16 protein-coding genes and 1 riboswitch are annotated in these 17,235 nt (G+C 45.8%); of the genes, 2 read left to right on the forward strand and 14 right to left on the reverse strand.

What is annotated here, in order from left to right; all coding sequences use genetic code 11:
• Positions 1 to 566: 566 nt before the first annotated feature.
• The 14 genes from ML541_RS18540 to ML541_RS18605 form a co-directional block, all read right to left on the reverse strand.
• Complete coding sequence (locus ML541_RS18540; RefSeq protein WP_243375467.1) at positions 567 to 1,337, reverse strand: hypothetical protein; 771 nt, start codon at positions 1,335 to 1,337, stop codon at positions 567 to 569.
• Positions 1,338 to 1,541: 204 nt separating this feature from the next.
• Positions 1,542 to 3,449, reverse strand: coding sequence for a DUF4209 domain-containing protein (locus ML541_RS19030; protein ID WP_243375471.1), 1,908 nt, complete (start codon positions 3,447 to 3,449; stop codon positions 1,542 to 1,544).
• 113 nt (positions 3,450 to 3,562) lie between these two features.
• Positions 3,563 to 4,087: a hypothetical protein gene (locus ML541_RS18550; RefSeq protein ID WP_243375474.1), complete on the reverse strand. Its 525-nt coding sequence runs from the start codon at positions 4,085 to 4,087 to the stop codon at positions 3,563 to 3,565.
• A gap of 35 nt (positions 4,088 to 4,122) precedes the next feature.
• Positions 4,123 to 5,061 (reverse strand): nuclease-related domain-containing protein, encoded by a 939-nt coding sequence (locus tag ML541_RS18555; protein WP_243375477.1) that lies wholly within the window; start codon positions 5,059 to 5,061, stop codon positions 4,123 to 4,125.
• A gap of 11 nt (positions 5,062 to 5,072) precedes the next feature.
• Positions 5,073 to 5,345, reverse strand: coding sequence for an integration host factor subunit alpha (locus tag ML541_RS18560; protein ID WP_243375478.1), 273 nt, complete (start codon positions 5,343 to 5,345; stop codon positions 5,073 to 5,075).
• A gap of 108 nt (positions 5,346 to 5,453) precedes the next feature.
• Positions 5,454 to 6,110, reverse strand: a complete 657-nt coding sequence (locus ML541_RS18565) for a hypothetical protein (RefSeq protein WP_243375481.1) — start codon at positions 6,108 to 6,110, stop codon at positions 5,454 to 5,456.
• A gap of 17 nt (positions 6,111 to 6,127) precedes the next feature.
• Positions 6,128 to 8,140: a hypothetical protein gene (locus ML541_RS18570; RefSeq protein WP_243375485.1), complete on the reverse strand. Its 2,013-nt coding sequence runs from the start codon at positions 8,138 to 8,140 to the stop codon at positions 6,128 to 6,130.
• Positions 8,141 to 8,149: 9 nt separating this feature from the next.
• The gene (locus tag ML541_RS18575; RefSeq protein ID WP_243375488.1) at positions 8,150 to 9,700 is read right to left on the reverse strand and encodes a hypothetical protein; all 1,551 of its coding nucleotides are present in this window, start codon (positions 9,698 to 9,700) and stop codon (positions 8,150 to 8,152) included.
• Between the two features lie 16 nt (positions 9,701 to 9,716).
• Positions 9,717 to 10,202, reverse strand: a complete 486-nt coding sequence (locus ML541_RS18580; protein WP_243375491.1) for a BON domain-containing protein — start codon at positions 10,200 to 10,202, stop codon at positions 9,717 to 9,719.
• A 30-nt stretch (positions 10,203 to 10,232) separates the two neighbouring features.
• Positions 10,233 to 10,667, reverse strand: coding sequence for a YcfL family protein (locus ML541_RS18585; protein WP_243375494.1), 435 nt, complete (start codon positions 10,665 to 10,667; stop codon positions 10,233 to 10,235).
• Between the two features lie 68 nt (positions 10,668 to 10,735).
• A riboswitch (cyclic di-GMP riboswitch) is annotated at positions 10,736 to 10,816 on the reverse strand.
• Between the two features lie 577 nt (positions 10,817 to 11,393).
• A complete protein-coding gene (locus ML541_RS18590) occupies positions 11,394 to 11,786 on the reverse strand; it encodes a hypothetical protein (protein ID WP_243375498.1) in 393 nt (130 codons plus the stop codon).
• Between the two features lie 435 nt (positions 11,787 to 12,221).
• Complete coding sequence (locus ML541_RS18595; protein WP_243375501.1) at positions 12,222 to 12,557, reverse strand: DNA/RNA non-specific endonuclease; 336 nt, start codon at positions 12,555 to 12,557, stop codon at positions 12,222 to 12,224.
• A complete protein-coding gene (locus ML541_RS18600) occupies positions 12,551 to 12,802 on the reverse strand; it encodes a helix-turn-helix transcriptional regulator (protein ID WP_243375503.1) in 252 nt (83 codons plus the stop codon). Before ML541_RS18600 ends, ML541_RS18595 begins: the two co-directional genes overlap by 7 nt.
• Positions 12,803 to 12,910: 108 nt before the next feature.
• Positions 12,911 to 13,993 carry an XRE family transcriptional regulator gene (locus ML541_RS18605; RefSeq protein ID WP_243375505.1) on the reverse strand — a complete coding sequence of 361 codons (1,083 nt, stop codon included), beginning with the start codon at positions 13,991 to 13,993 and terminating at the stop codon, positions 12,911 to 12,913.
• A gap of 219 nt (positions 13,994 to 14,212) precedes the next feature.
• Here ML541_RS18605 and ML541_RS18610 point away from each other — a divergent pair, with 219 nt between their 5' ends.
• On the forward strand, positions 14,213 to 14,446 hold the full coding sequence (locus tag ML541_RS18610) for a DUF2188 domain-containing protein (protein WP_243375509.1): 234 nt from the start codon (positions 14,213 to 14,215) through the stop codon (positions 14,444 to 14,446).
• 182 nt (positions 14,447 to 14,628) lie between these two features.
• Positions 14,629 to 16,401, forward strand: coding sequence for a ThiF family adenylyltransferase (locus ML541_RS18615; RefSeq protein WP_243375513.1), 1,773 nt, complete (start codon positions 14,629 to 14,631; stop codon positions 16,399 to 16,401).
• Positions 16,402 to 17,235: the final 834 nt, after the last annotated feature.

A 17,235-nucleotide genomic window follows, 5' to 3' on the forward strand; every position in this document is an offset into this window, starting at 1 on the left:
AGCAGATCTTACGGTTATTACAGCTGAATTTGTTCGAGCGACGCGACCTCGAAAGCCTATTCAACCCCCCGAAAATAGAGGCTTCGCCGCAACTGGTGTTGCTTTAGAAACTATGGGACAGCAGTGATAAGTATTGAAACATAATTGAAGTATGCAGGTTTAATCATAGCAGTAACCGTCCCTTTATATCATACGAAGACTATTAAATGTGTTATGACTACTCTGTGTAATGAATTATATGAATCTCAACATTTTTTATGTGTTATAAAACTTAGGTGGAGGGAGTATGAGTATTATTTCTAAGCTGAAAATGTCGGATATATATTCCCAGAAACTGGCAGAAGCCGACGAACTTGACCTCAGAATGGAGAGTGAGACTGACCTTAATCAACGTCAAATCTATCAGAATTGGGCATGGATGCGGGGAATGGAAGCCACCTGGATAGCCCACTGTATTGCTCTTTTTGGCGATTTGCCGGTGTCAGCCGCAGTGGCCCTATTAGAAGATCACGATTCGACAGCTAAAACTCGCCTATGTTGTGGCCAAAACCCTTGGATCCGAGGGCTCAAACTACTTTCTTCCTTTTCTGATCACTCAACCGTTTCTCATCCGCAGAAACCTCAATCTTGAATCGAGTAGCCGTATCTATATCTTTGCGTTGAGTTCCGCCCTTCCACATACTGCCTTCGTAGATATAATAAAGCGGTGTAATTTCTTCAGTTCTTTCATCCACTTTTAGGAAGTAATTGCGCAACGTTACATTTATTATGTCAAATAAAATGAGCAGCGGTACCTGACTACTTAACTTCAACATCTCACGAAACGATTGTTCCTCTGGGTAGTGTGAGTTAATTACCTCAATAGCAACCCATGGCCTGGATACTGACATTGCTAGAAACGTAGATTGCCCGAATAAATCATGTCGAATTACTAGCTCAGAAGAACATATTCTGTGAACCTCCTTGCCCCATTGATAATTGTCAAGCCACAAGAGAATCTCTTTTTCCTGGTGTTTGCCGATAAAAACGTTAACCATTACCTTCCAGACCTGGATGCTGCTCAGTTTGTCCAGTATGGTTTTAATCTGCGCATTATGTGCGGGATCTGTCTCTACCGCCGATACTCTTCTCTTGGAAGACGAACGTGCGTAAAAATGAGGGCGCTTCCCTTCTGGGACTCGTGGCCAGAGTTTTAGTAACTCAGCCTCATCTGTTAGGTTGACAGTCTTTGCCAGTTGGTATTTGTCTTTATCCGTCAAGTCGGATGCTTTGATTTCATGTTTTTTCCCATTTGCAACGTAATAGGCTATAGGGTTTAAGAGCTTACTATCTGACACAATGTATCTCCATTTCTGTGATTTTGTGTTATAGATGCTAATAAGGACGGCATATTTCTTACTTCCAAAAATGTAGAGACTTATGATCTAGGTAAAAGATATTGTATCCAGAATTAACTAGCCACCGTTGAAAGAACTTTTTTCTCAGGAAATGTAAAATGCATTCGGTTGGCATCTGAGGGTTTTTGTCGCTCCTCGTCTTCTTTAATGTTTAGTTGATTTTTCTTTATTTTGCTCGGATGTAGGTTTTTGTGCTGCTTCATCCTCCTCTTTCGAGCCTTCTGAAACCTGATTCTGAGCTGAATTTAGCAACGCTCTGAAGATTATCCGAAGAGCGAACCACCAAGCATAGACTGAGTATTCAGACTGCGCCGAATCAGAGGTCAATAATCCATGTGCAACTTCATTCCGTAAATTAGGGCCAAAGGAATCGCAAAAAAGAGCTCTTACCTCAAATGTGAAATCTTCACCAAAAACTTTGTCCATTTCCGGGAGTTCAGCCAGTGTACTTAGACCATTTTCGTTTTCTATTCCGTTTGTGTCTAAATTTGTGGTTTTGATTCCGCGAGACTTTAAATGCCACCTGACAAGATTCTCGATTTGAGGCACAAGCACATGTAGCGCTGTGATGAAATCATTATCGAATCCGGCAAAAAGAGCTTTACCAAACAAAACAGCTCGGCCCGGAGGAACTATGGGGGAGTTTGCGGCAAGCGTCACAAAGGCTTCTTCCGTTACACGATGCTCAAGCCTGAGAACTTCAAGAGCAGGCCAAATGCACCCGTGGACTAAAAAACGAAGTTCCCGCCCATGTTGCCTCACCATCTCAGCCCATAAAGCCTCACCTGTTGGGCTTCCAGATGAAGCGGGAGTTTTTCCAATAACCCGACCATCTCGCGACATCTGGGTGCCAGCAAAAAGACTCTGCACAACGCTTTCCTTGAGCATTTCTTCTGCAGCTTCTTGCACCTTCTTTTTCGCAATTCCTGGATAAAGGTTTACAAAAGTAGTAAAAGCTTCTATAACTTCCTTGCCTCGGACAGCTGACATGGAAGCACTTGTTACGTCCGAAATGTCTATCGGTGGCGTTGCAATAAGCCGCATTTCTTCAATCGCTTTTTCCCCAATCTCGGTCATCTCTGCATGAATTTCTGCTATCCTATCGTCAACTCTAAGTGCCTGGCGCTGTGCCCTTGGGACGTGGCGTAGCTTCTGAATGGCATCTTCGAAAAAGCTCGCCGCCACCATATGGCTAGGTGATCCCGATGAACCGCCCACAAGTCGTGCCTTAGCCTCTTGAACGTATGTTTCTGCTGAACATACTATCAGTTCGGCTGCTTTATCCTTATCTTTGGAAGCCAAGAACCACCTTGAAGCTGCATCGAAATATTGCCTTGCTAGGTAATATTCTTTGTCAGCTTCAGCCTCTCTGGCCATGGATTCCAGTTTTTTGCCTAATTCTTGGTGGCGATCATGCCCTAGATGATGCCGCTCAATTACATCAAGCACCTTTAAACAAAAGACCCCTTCTTTTACAACAGCTCTTTCTACTAAACTGTATAATTCTTCCGCTATCTCCTTTAGCCGATCTCCCGCGCCAGCACGTAGCATTTTTGTCAGAGTCACCGCTCTATCCCAACACGAGACACTCCCGGAAAGAAAGGTTTCAAAAGAGAGAGTGATCGCACGATATGCATCTATCGCTATTAGAGCAAATTTCGGGTTGCGAGGGCGATGAAGCAGCCAAAGCAAATCAGCAACCCTCGCCTGTAGCCATGGTTCATCGATTTCTTCAACAATTGAGGAGAAAAAGGCTATATCCTCCTCGGTAAAATCCTCCAAAGCAGTCGAACGTCCAGTTATTAGAACTACTGACGGTTCAAATGGCGAGTTTAGACTGGCTGGTTTCAGCATCATTGAACAAGCTTCGGCAAAAAGCCAAAGCACCTTACCTTCCGCAATTTTGTCGTCTTCTATCGCTTTACGGGCGGCATCTGATAGCATCGTCCAAATCGTGAAGTGACGCTGATCTTTCGCATTATTGATTATGCCTTTCCATCCACATCGGCGAAAGTCTTCTAGGCCACATTGCACATTCTTCGGGAAATTCACTAACTATCTCCATTTCTGAATCAATGACGACTGTCCAACCTGCACTTGCGTTGTCGGTGGTTTCCACGGCTCTCTACATCTTTTCAGCAATTACTGCTTCAAGTATCAACCTATTAAAAAGCCTCTGGGAAAACCCTGTCTACTAAAGAGAGGAAACGGGTTTTAAACTCCCAATCATCCAGCATATCAACAGCAGAAATTGCGGTTTCCCTATGATCATGGCTCCTAACCATAAATTCGTAGTAAAAACCTTTATCCTTTATGACTTTATCCTGTATCGCAATAATCAGCCTACGCATTGCGTTCTCAGATATATTAGCCCTAATATCTAGGACATGAAGGAGGCCACCTTTTCTTTTGGTAGAGTTGAAAACCCAATTTCTGAACTTAGTTACATTTAGTTCTATCTGCTTTGGTGAGGAAATAGTTTCTATTTCTATGCCTACAAGATAATTCGAGTTCTGTGGATCATCGTCATCATGATAACTCACTCCGATATCAATAAAGTTTTTGCCATATATTGAAGCCTTTGACTTCTCACAGGTTGCCTTTAACGGCAGTTCATTTTCCTTAAAGTAGAGATTTAGTTGCTGATTTAAGTGCCTTTTAAAGTGTTTGGTGAATTTTTTCTCAGCCACTCCATATCCCTCCGTAGTACCAGTTTCCAGCCAACTTACGCCGGATAGCCTTGCTGGCAATCCCGACAAAGAATCTGTTCTTTGAACCTGGACTTGTTGATATTGCAGAAAAAGACGACTTTTTTATCCACTGCAATACCACATTTAATGCAGGTCTTCTCCCCGCGCACCTGTGCAGATTTGCCCTCGGTAGAGGTTGTTCCAGCCTCGACGCTTTCTTTAGTTATTGGAGCAGGCTTCGTTTCGCTAACCCCAAACTTAGCTATGTAATCAAATTTTCCGGGTCTATGCAGCCGAATCAGTTTTTGGCCGAATTCCTCCAGTGTATCGGTACCTATCACCTTTGCCGCCGAAGCAAACACCGACACTACTGATCTGCTGTCAGCATCCTTTTCAATGAATGTTGCAAATGCATCAGCCTTGATAACTGGGGACGAATCAAATTTAGCGGATGGGGGTCTATCTACTCTGGCATTAGGGGCAACAAGGACGTGATTTTTGAACGAAATGGGTATAGGTACCCCAAGGCGTGTGGGTGATAGGTTTCTATCGAGGATTGACTGCTGCAGCAGATTTATATGCCGCTTATTCTGTTCGATTGGAGATTCTACCCCTTGATAAGTCTTTCCGTTGTAGGCGAGAAACTCCCCGCCATCCGTGATCTTGACCCCATAGAAATAGTTCTTCGACTCCAGCACATAAACTTCCAGAAACCGATTTATAAGAAGGTGATCGATCTGAGCAACTAGCCCCCGGTGCTCAATTCGCAGATCATGAATGACCACCCAATTTTTCGAATTTTTAAAACCAAAGTCCAAATAATAAGCGGAACTGCTTTCACCGCTGTTACCAGACTTCAGGCACTTCAGTTCACGTTCTACGAGAAATCTTTGTTTTCCACTTAGGTCGAGTGTTAGGAGACGGTTTAGCTCCTGAATATCCTCGTCCCTGCCGTCTCTTGCTTTTAATATCATCGTATTCCAATCTATTTTATTTGTGCCTTCAGAACAGGACTTGCCTTAAATGACAACACTTTCCGAGCTGTAATGGCCATTTGTTTTCCTGTTTGTGGATTTCGACCTACTCGCTCTTTCTTCTGTTTCACATTGAAACTGCCAAAACCAGTGATTTTTACGGGTTCTCCAGTTGCAATAGTCGTTTTTAATATCTCCAGCACCGATTGAAATGCATCCATTGAATCTCTCAGCGTAGCCCCAGTTTTCGATGCGATAATCTCAGCAATGTCAGCCTTTGTCATGACTTCATACCCCTAGGAGTCAGTGCTGGATAATACCCAGCATTGCATAAAGAAAAGGAACCATATCCCCCGATGGATATGGTTCCTTTTCAATGTTGGCGTTAAGGCTTAGATGCCCCCAGACACAGTTACAGGAGCCGCAGATGAAGACGTAGGAAGGTTTACCTCTACTTTCGCCGACTTGAAGACTGGTGGTAATGTCTTAACGATATTCGTCGTTCCAGTTGCGATGCCACCTAGGGATTTAACCGAAGCGACTATCGAATTTGCTTTTGTCAGCATCATAGGATTTGATTGGAGAGATTTTGTAAGGTTTTGGCCTTCAGGAACCAAACTAGTAGCCACAAGCCCACCAAGAGTGAGGTTGTATAATGAATCTGCTGCCAACTTCTTTTTTGCAGCGTCCCACTTTTCGGCTTCTGCTTTGAGCTGCGCACTGGCGGCTGCTTTGTTAATTGCAGCTATTTCGCTGTCACGTAATTCCTGAGCCAAAGCCTCTTTTTCCTTCGCATCAGTTGCAGCATTTAACTTTTTCCGCTTTTCCTCTGCCTTTGCCTGCTCCTCTTTACTTGCCACTAAGCCAAAAAGGTTGTCCGCGCTTTTATTTACCAACGTCTCACATGTCTTGACCTTTACGAGATATGCATCTGGATCCCCTCCCGCAGGGGCTGCTCCACCACCGATTTTCGGCAGACCAAATGCGCCTGCCATGCTGCAGGTTGCTCCAAGGATCAGTAATGCACCTAATGTTGTTTTCAGTTTCATGTTTCTCCTCCTTTGAGTTATTGAAATCGCACTTTTGCGATATTCATTTCGAGCAGATTCAATATATTTTTGCTGAGTTCACCCTGTATGATCGGGTCAAAAGCCATCTCACGGACTTGCGTCACATTCACTTTGGTTTCTGATGCAACTCCGCCTTTCTTTTCCTTACCGACATATAATCTGAAACCAGCCGCCAGCTTTAAAGCCACTTCGCAATTTTCACCCTCACACTCACGCTTCTCGATGCCAGCCTTATAGACGGGAAAAAGGCAACGACCATTTGTATTTGCAGAGCCGAGCTTCATTGAGGATTGCTTGAAACCTCCCTCTCGGATAGCAACTTCCAGCTTGTTTAGAAAATCAGCATCGTCATCGAATAGTGAATACGGAAGCAGATAACCAGCCCCCTTGGAAATTATTTGGAAATCCGGGTTTTCGAGATCCCCCAGCTTTGGTGATCCTTCCTTACAGTACGTCACGCTAGTATTACTGCCTGCAGAAGAACCCGCCGATATGGCATCCACTATAACCAGATCTTCAGGCTTAACCTTTACGCCTTTAACCTCATCTGAAACGGGAAGTGAAAGGCTCGCCTGTACCTGGCCATTAGTTGCATCTACAACATTGGCCTGCCAGATGGGGACAAGAACCTCGCTACTGATACTTTCAACCTTCCCGAGGTTTCGGTATATTTGTATTGAATTCCCTTGGCGTAATTGTCGTGCAGTGTCTATCATCTTGATGACATCACCTTCGACGTTCGTTACAGGTATGGAGAAGTGGGAGAACTTGATGGACTGTGAAAACTTCTCCGCCAGCTTCTTGGTTGCGTTCTTAAGCAGGATCTCCAGCCTGGCCTCTTTGCTGAAAACCATTCCGGCAACATTCTTGTCCTCGATCTTGTCATTCCCGACCGCTGAATAGATGATCCGGCCTTGTTTGTCCAGCAACTCGCCAAGAACATATTGCTCATAGACGCGGTAGCCGAATTTGCCCTTTTGCTCAACTTCATACATTCGAGGAGCGGCATACCCGAACTTGATGAAGTAACCCGGCAATGCCCGCTGGTTCGTTACCTGAAACTGCCCCAGGTTAGTCTCTCTAGCCAGAGAACCCAGCATTTTAGAGAAGCTTTCCTGAACAGGAAGCATGGTGAAAGCCGATTCTTTCGACAGTTCCGATTCAAAGAAACCGGCAACCGCCTGGAGCTGGGGATCGATCCATCCTTCATGCATGGACAGGACTTTTGGTTTCTTGATTGTTGCTATAATGCTTTGACTCGCATATTTCGAGAACTTTGCACCCTCGGAGATATTCTCGGCCAGGACAGGCGTGGCAACCGAGTAATCCTCTGCAACATAATTCACCTGAATAAGGTTGCCAGCTGCATCAGTAAGGTTGTCATTGCGACCAATCCCGACCTTGCTCCCTTTGTTAAGGATATACAGGCCTTTCCATATCTTAACGACAGATGCTTCAATCAGAGCTGGGTTGTAGTTGTTCTTGGCCTTCTGAACGAGGATATCGAGGAGTTTGTAGTAGTTATCCGCAGTCGCCTTGCGAAGCAGAACATCGCATTGCGCCGGAGACTCGGATTCATGGATTTCTGCCGTCGCATACGAGGTATCGGTGAACGCATAGACGACATCGCCGGTATTCGGGTTGGTGAAGACCAGGCTCAATGTAATGGGGAGCTGGTATTCGATGCAGTTACTCAACTTCTTCGGAACTGTGTACTGAGACGCCCTAACCAGATGCAGTGATGCGACAAGGACTGTGTTCTTGTTCTTGGAATCGATATTATCTACAGCTACCGCGCCGAATTCCTTTTTCATAGCTGCGATAAATTCGCCAGACAAGCCAGGTAAGCCCTGTTCCTTTACCCAATCTGCAAAGAGCGGCGCTTTTTCTGGTAATCCCTTGGCATCAAAACCGATCACCTCTTTGATGGGGTAAACATCCGGGCCAGCAAAAGAATAGACAGGAAATAAAAGGATGACTGAAAGTACTGTCGCCCAAAGTAGTTTCATATCCGCTCCTTAAGGCAATTTATCCGGGCAAGGGCCTTCTAAACATACTTTGATGGTAGTGCCATCAGTTTTCCGTCCCACTGCTTTGAAAGCCGCTACTTTTTTCAAAGCGGAACCTATCTCGCGGGAGATAGATCTATCACCTTTGTAGGTGAGCGCGACCTCAAATTCTCCACGGGTGCTCTTACGCTCAATAACCTTGCTTTTCACACCATCCATCTTCTCCAAAGCCTCGGCAAAAGCGTCTTTGTCGTCGTCTGAAAGGTTACCTAGCAAGCTGATAAGACGAACATTGTATTCACGCCCGTACTCTTCGCGCTGTCTCCAGTAGCTGTGGATTGTCCCGCCAAGAGTAGCGCCGACGAAGCCAGCTAATTTGTTGGCGACGTTGGCACGGCATTGATCAGGGCTGTTGCCTGAAGCACTTTCGCTACGCGCATCGGTTGCCAGTATTGTCCCATCCTCGGTGGAATACGCCTTAAGCGTTACAAGGCCATCACATACGTAATTGCCACTGGTCGGGCTCTTGTCATTGTTGATGATGACGGTGTTACCGACCATGAAGTAGTCTGCCTTGTTATCTCTGGCAGCGGCCACATACCTGGAAAGTTCACTGGAGTTCTGAATCTCTTCCATCGTAAGAGGCTTGCCAGTAAAGTATTTGCTGCGGAAGACGTCATTGTCGATAAGGTTCAGGTCGAACTTGGCAGCCTCCCGCACAATAGCCGCATACGTATAGTTATTCTTGTCTGGCCCGACATTTTGCGGCTGGTATTCGACCAGCTTTTTGAAATTCACAACATCCTTTTTCTGGGCAAATAGTTTGTCCTCGTTACTTGACGAAGCTGAAGACTGACTGGAAGATGCCGATGCGTGGGAAGATTTTTCCCGAACAGATGCCGAGGCTGAGCCACTGTGACGCCCGGAGGCGTAATTCCCATCTACAGCAATCGCACCGGAGGATGATCCACTTGCCGACATGCTGGCAGCCCCTGAGTAGTTGCCGCTGGAAGATTCGGAGTTGGCAGAGGATGCGCTTTCAGAAGCAGAATGGCTGGCGTCAAGCGTGGCTGTCTTATCGTGGGAGTATTCGACGAGTTCGCGCAAAGGCTTGCTATGGTCGGTTTTGGTTGTGAAAAACTCATCCATAACAATCATCACCGGGTAGTTGCGAGCCACCGTCGAGGCAATCCCATAATCCTGCATCAACTTGCGGAACTCCAGTTCCTCCATGCGGATGTTAACCTTGGTAACAAAGTTGTTTGCCCCGTCCTTTGAATTCGTTTGGTCGAAAATCTTTTCATCGCCGATCTGCGCAACGATCTGGTCTATAGCAGCCTGAACCTTAGGGTCGTTCGTCGCTGTCGAACCGTTGAGTTTTGTGATTGCTACTGTGACGGCATCACGTTTGGCGGCACGCATCGATTCAGTACGAGTAACTGCTATATCCTGGGTAATGGCAGCTTTGCCAGTACCGCTAAAATTCATTTCATCAGCACATGCAACACTAGCCAGCGTGCTGCAAAACAGCATCGTGGTCGCAAGAAAGCCTCTGGTCATGTCATTCCTCCTGTAGTTATTGCTTGATGACGATCTGGTTAAATACGGCTTTCACGCCCATGACTCCCGAAGCGATCTGTTCGGCCACCTGCTTCTCGCGACCTGTTCGCACAGCTCCTGAAAGCGTCACATTTCCCTGGTAAACCTCGGTCTTGATGTTCCAACCATTGATTTCTCTGGATTGCGACAGGCCGAGCTTTACATCAGCCAGGATCTGATCATCCATCACCTTCTGCTGCCTGGCGGTGCCGTTCCCTGTTGCCTCATCATTGTAGCGGAGCGCCTGACGGAACTGCGCCTCATTCAAGCTTCCTTTCCGATCAACGTCGGCTGCAACGAAACTTGCTTCCGCTCCACCGTAACGAATCCACTCAGCCAGCACGATCTTTCCGTCATTATTTGTATCTGCCTTTTCAAATTCAGCTGTTCGCTGAACCGGAACTCCACTGCACGCGGGTAGCAAAGAAGCCAAAATTAGTACAACCGGCAAAGTTCTTTTCATAGTTCACTCCTCCGTCATCACATGAAATAGCTACTGGTTCGGTTTCAACTCCAAACGAAAGTCTGTTGCCGACTGCACAGGTGCAGTGACAGACAGGACGGATTGTTCATGGCCTTCAAGAGCGACAGTTTCCCAGGGGTCATACTGGCTCACTGTCATCCCGTTCGGATCAAGCCAGCGCACCCGATAGTTTATGACATCGCGGCGGCCACGGTCATTGTACAGCGTGAAATCAAAGGACATACGACCACCAATGGTCTGTGTTCTGATCTCTTTGACAAGAACGTTATTGGCCTTGCCGAGAACTTTGGTTGCAGGCTCTACGATTCGTGCTTGATTGGGTTCTGTTTTGAGGTTTTCTTGATGTTCAACGATATGACTTGTTGGTGGGGGCTCCTTGCCTGCACAAGCAGAAAGAAGCATGATGGCCATTACTGATAACGGTAGAGACAGTGCTTTTTTCATAGGCCCTCCAGTGATGGAATTCTCAAAAAAAAGCCTACGCAAAGGTAGGCTTTACAAGCTTTTGCTCCTTCGACAACCCCTCGATCCAGGATGGTGCTGGACAGGTAGCTTTGCGTCACCCGGTTACCCGAGTTTTGCCCTATTCAGTGCTTATGTTGTATACGGTTTACCCCTAAAATGTGAGCAGTGTCCACACAATTAAAATTTTAATAATCTAATTAGTGTCATGGGTGCCTACTTAATTTATTTCATTTTCGGTCAGCCCTTTGGCAGCTTTAGATTTTATTTGATCAGGAGATGTAAAGTTCCAGCGCAACAGACATTTCCATGACACTTCTTTTTAGCGCACCCTTTATCTACCCGATGCTACCTGTGTTCTCCACAGGACATATTCATTGCGATGTTAAGGGGAATCGAAGGGTATAATCAAAGAACATGCCACTGTAGTAACTAGTCGTAAAAACATGCAAATTAAGCGTTCGAACAATCGCAAGCGGGGTAAGTTAGGGCGGTCAAGTGTAAAGGATTTTTACACTTAAACAAAAATGATCACAATATCAGTTAGTTACAAAGGTGTAAAAAAATTTTACACTTCTTATAAACCATCGAAGGATTAATTGGTTAGGGAAGTGTAAACTTTTTTTACACTTCTAGGTTTCGAAGAGGTATTGAAACTGGGTATCTCAAAAGCAGCGGGTAAACCTGGTTCCCGTATATTTTTACATTTTAGATAGGAATCCCTTTAATGTTGGACTTGATATGATCGTCAGTAAGATCTTCCCACTCGGGATTCCCGCTCCGTTTGAGATATAATCCCCACACCCACTCAGCGTCGTTATGATGCCCTGGCGGCCCCACAAGCTCATATCTCCGCCCGGATCTGCTAATCGCAACCATCTTGCCTGGTTCATAATCCTGGAGTGGTGAACATACTCGTCCTTCATAGCCTGTATATCCAACAAAATGAACAGAGTCGCCTTTGGCTTCGAAATCAGCTGATACACGTCGCACGGCCCAATGTGTGAGTTTCGTAGCTGGTTCATCATATACGCTAGCTGGTGCCCAAATGGAGTTCTCGACGATCTGCCTTAGTAACTCTTTTACACTATTGTCGCTCATTTTTGCCTCCAAGTATGGTATTTGTCTCTATTATTCACCATACAGCACCGATGCGACAAAATAAGTCGCATATGTTTTTCTGGCTGCTAAAGACAAGCCGCTCACCACCACTCGCACATGAGTTGCCCACTGAGGTTATTAGACAAGTGGATTTTCTCCCCCAGGGAGAAAACGACATATGGCGGTGAAGAACTACCAGGGGATGCGAATTAATGGGGGGGTGAGGCTTGGTTTGACCAAGGAGGCCTGAAATTTGAGACGTGAGCGAGAGAGTCTTCGCTTGGGGCTTGTACAGGTAGCACAGCTTGGTGAAATTATGGTTACTTAATCATGTGATTTCTTCGATGATTTCCTGCCTCGATATAAGACCTTTTCTCTCTAGGACATTCATAATTGCGGCTATCTCAAAATAGTTGCTGATCGCTAGTTGCTCAACTATGCCCCTGGCAAGGCAGCTATACCTTGGGTCAGATCTGGATCTGCTCTGAAATCATTCGTCCTGGCCAGATCTCCATTCGCCTTTTCCTTTGTTAGATGTTCAATCACCCAGACCGGGGTCTTGGTGTTAGGATTATGAGATAGCAGGTACCCCTTTCTACAAAGAATATCTCCATCCTTGCTTGGCACTCCGTATTTGGAGTATTCCTGGCAATCCTCTATTGGGCCAGCGAAGACTACACGTGCTGCAAGTGAGGTTATTACTATGATTTTTACCGCAATTCGTACAACTAAACGCCGAGTGTCCAGAATAACAGTCTTAGACTTTACCACTCATCCCCCTTTAACACGACCGCCTCTCGCTGCTTCATAACAAGATCTATATTCAACGCCGAGAGCAAGTGCAGCATTATCCCCAACGTGATCGCTGGATTCCCATTTTCTGCCTTCGAAATAGCTTTTTGGGTCATGGACACTTTTTCGGCTAATTGAGTTTGCGTAAGACCTTGCCGCTGCCGCTCTTCTCGGATCAAAGAACCAAACAAATCTGCAGAGAAAACCCTTGATGGAAGCACCATTGCACACCTGCCAGAAGGAATATGTCTTAGATGGCATAAATCAAATTTATGACCTAAATGGAATATTTCACAAATACGCCAACTAGGTCATATTGAGCGATATATGCATTATTTCTTCAGAACCTGAAGCAGGGTAATAACAACACCTTGCGCTGGATCAAGCATCGATTCTTCATGCACTTGCAGTTTCGGAGGCAGATCTAGAAACCAAACTTTCCCATCCACCACCCCTGTTCGGGTCTCTTTTGCTGAGGGAGGATTCGAGATAAAGGAGTGAGCTAAAGAACCTGCTTTGACTTCTTCAACCTTCTTGTAAGGAAACGCCTTATCGTATGCTCGTGTTATTCTTCCTTTCTCGGAAGAGAGGTATAACGCTTTCTCGCCATAAAATTCAGAGTATTTATGAGCCAACGCAGTCATTGCACACTTGTATTTCTCGTAGGCATATTTCTCGAAGATAGCAATCGAAGGCTGTAGGTTTTTAAAATCACGCTTCACAATTGAGCCTGGAAGTAACAATTCCCCGGCAAATTGCCTTGCTTCAATCTCTAGCTGATCGTCATGATCAAGCGACTTCTTGTGCTTCAGTCTGTAGAAGTTCTGCTTTAGATGCCATGGCAAGAGGAGGTGGCCGAGAAGAATAGCTACCGTGAATTTCTCTCGCTCAAGGTTCCCTATCTCAGTATCCAAAACGATCAAAGGACTTTCCGCAGTCTTATACAACGCGCCTTCATATTCACCGACTTCTGCCTTAAGGATCGTTACCCCTAGTTGTTCGGCAAGGTAGTAGGTGTCTACAGGAATATCTTTGATCTTAAAGTGTTGGATGATGAATTGAGCATATTCTATAGGCGAAGTGAGAAGTGGAAAGTCTTTGTAGTGCTTTGAACCAGATAACATAAAAGCATATTCAATCATCTGCTTTTTCTGGTCAGGTTTCAGGCGAGGTATCAGGGTATGAAGTAACTTATCAACAGGATCATCAACCTGCTCGGTAGCTTCACTTAAAATCTGCTCAAGTGGTACCTGCAGTTGATGCGCTATTTTAAGCATGAGTGCATAGGACGGTTTTCGCACATCCGTTTCGATCTGGCTTATGAAAGCGGTTGTCACTCCTACAGCACTAGCCAAAGCCGCTTGAGTAATCTTCTTATCAGTTCTTTTCTTGGCTATTCGTTTGCCAATCGTCATATAAGCCTCCCTCGCCTCCAACAAAAAATAAACCTCAATACCATATTTTGCGAGCTCGCGCTTGAGAAATTTTCAAAACCCTTGCCTTGCCTGACGATGGCGGCATTATAACTATGTGCTATATAATTTGTATAGCTATTTGTTAAAATCCTGTTGACCCGATCCCAATTTTGGGATATAGAATTGGCACATTGACAAAATCCAAGCAGGAGGTTCCACATGTCACGAGATGAGCATCATGTTGTACCCAACGCAGACGGAGGATGGGATGTCAGAAGAAATGGTGCAGAAAGAGCAACATTGCATACTGACACCAAACAGGAGGCAGTTGATCGGGGCCGACAAGTAAGCCAGAATCAGGGCACTGAATTCATTGTCCACAACAAAGATGGAAGAATCGCCAGAGCAGACAGTCATGGCAACGATCCTTGTCCCCCAAGGGACAGAAACTAGCCAAAAAAGGAGATAACAAACATGCCGAACAACCAAAACAACCAGGGAAACCCTGCAACACCGGCAAAACCCGCAGACCCTCATGGGGATGGAAAACCAGCAACGCCTGCGACTCCACCACCAAATCCAGGGCATCGTCCACATGATCGCCCTAATCCTGGTGGAGGAAGGCAGGTGGGATAATGAAGTGGTGGGAAAAAAATCGTGTAACGTTGCAACAAGAGCTTGATGATCTTGTGGCTGCTAATATGCAGCCACAACTTCAAAAAGACATGCTGAAACAGGGGAAGGTTGTAATCACAGTAAATCTGCAACTCTTTGGCAATCAGCATCTCGGCAAGATTATCTACCCAGATCTGTATCCATATTTTCGCCCGAGGCTCTTCATTCCAGGCCTTAACTTTGATTTCCGCCATTATAACCCTTTGTGTGGCGAAATTTGCTTGCTGAAACGCGATACTGGCCTTTGGCAACCCAGCATGACTGCTGCTCGTCTGATTACGTCAATGGTACCCGAATGGGAATTGGCTTGCGTACGTAAATACGAAGATGCACGGCTTGACACCGAAGACCGCCAGGCAGAACCTAAAAATGCTTACTTCCCAGGGGTTGAAGGCCAAACGGTTCTGATTGATACTTCTTGGGCAGTCCCCTTGGGTATCAGCTCAGGGAAGATGAAAATAGCAGCAACTAAAGACCTGAAAAAAGTTACAGCTTCAACCCACTTTGTGGCGTTCGGGCTTCAGCTTCTCTCCAAGGAATATAATGAAATTAATTGCGCCACAGAATCAATACGAAGCTGGGTAAAACGTCGGAACCTTGCAGACCATACAATTCCATGGATTAAGCTTGATGCGCCACCTCAAGTATGCTCCGTACAAGAACTAGCCAGCTTGTTACGGCAGAACCCTGCTATAAACCAAGCAATCCTGACTGATCAAGCAAAAGGGAGAAGCGGACTTTGCGGTATATGCTTCCCCGAAGAAGCGCCAGGCGGGGGGCAAAGAGACGGGTGGATTTTCCTTGGCTATCGACTGGAAAGACAACGCTCTGCAAAGAAAGAAGGAAGTAGCTCCCCATATTGGCTTGTAAAAGCTGATCCTGCTGCGGAACGCGATCTGTTTGAAAGAATTCCTGAGCTTTCTCCACTTCGTCAGAAATCCATCGCGGTTTTCGGTTTGGGTTGTGTAGGCGCACCAAGTGCGCTGGGTCTCGCTCGTGCTGGTATCGGTGAATTGAGGCTGTTAGACGCTGACTTTCTCAGTGCTGGCACAGCTTGCCGGTGGCCGTTCGGTCTTGCTTCAGCTGGTGAAGGAAAGGTGAAACTGATATCTCAGTTTATCGAAGCAAACTATCCTTTTACAAAAATCAATAGAAGCCATTATCCGCCTGAGGTCGGCGAAGATTTCCGAATCAGCCTTGGAGATCTCAGCTTGGCTACTTACGACCAGATGGACATCATTGAAAAGATGATTGATGGTGCTGACCTTGTATACGACGCAACGGCAGAAATGGCCATTAACCACCTATTGTCGGATCTCGCTAAGGAGAAGGGTGTTCCATATGTAACCGTTTCTTCACGCTCTGGTGGATGGGGTGGAAATGTTGTGCGTATAAGACCAGATGGTGATAGTGGATGTTTCCTTTGTTATCTCCAGGCTCTTGAGAGCAAAGACATCATTAATCCACCTTATGATCCCCACGGGGACGAACTACAACCCGTTGGCTGTGGAGACCTGACGTTCAAAGCAGCAGGATTTGACGTGGAGGAAATATCTCTCTCGGGTGTCCGCATGGCTGTAGCAACATTGTGTGCCGGAGTTGTTGGCGGATATCCGTCACTTGAAGATGACATTGGGATCCTCTCCTTACGAGAAAATGGTAATGCTGTCTTTCCAAACTGGAAAAGCTACCCTCTCCATAAGCACCCCAAATGTCCAAGGTGTAATAAGTGAAGCGGGTGTGGTTGTCACGCAATGTATTGGAAAAAATTACCACGGAAGCAGAAGACAAGGCCCCTCTTGAAACAGGAGGTGTCCTAGCCGGATATTGCTCTGCGGACGACAATGACGTAGTTGTAACCGAGATGGTTGGCCCTGGCAGCAATGCGGTGCATCGGCGTCTATCTTTCCGACCTGACTATGAATATCATCGAGAAGAGATAGGCCGAATTTTCGATGATAGCGGTGGGGAAATAACATATTTAGGAGACTGGCATACACATCCTGCGTCACGGTCTTACCTAAGCTGGCTTGACAAGCGTGCTCTACGGAATATTGCCGCCTTCCCAGGAAATTACATGAATAATCCAATCATGCTTGTATTAGGGCAGCCCGAAGGAGCCAAGGACAAGTGGAGCCCAAAGGTGTGGCGAATACTTACTATGGACAGATGTTTCTTCTGGTCAACAGCTCGCTATGTTTTGCTGTCTCACAACACATGCTGAATAATCTACTTTGCTACCATCAGTAAAAAAAGAAAAGGAGCGGGAACCACTACCCGCTACGACATCTTTGATGAGGTTTTTATGTTGGATATAAATGCTCTTTTGAACAGTATGTTGGGGAAATGGTTAATGCCTCTATCGGGCATTGGAGGGCTGGCCGGAATTCTTGTATTACTGAAGAAGTTTTACGATTTTCGAGAGAATACCTTTTTCCCTGGTAGTGTAAAGAGTTTTTCGCTTTTTTCTTAGCAGTGCCTGTTTCGGTTAGATTACCTCGGCCACTTCAAGTTTCTGGTTCAATTCCTGTTCTTTGAGAAGATCGATGTTGAGGTACCGCTTTGTT

The organism is Geotalea sp. SG265 (assembly GCF_022808985.1).
In the GTDB taxonomy this organism is placed as follows: Bacteria; Desulfobacterota; Desulfuromonadia; order Geobacterales; family Geobacteraceae; genus Geotalea.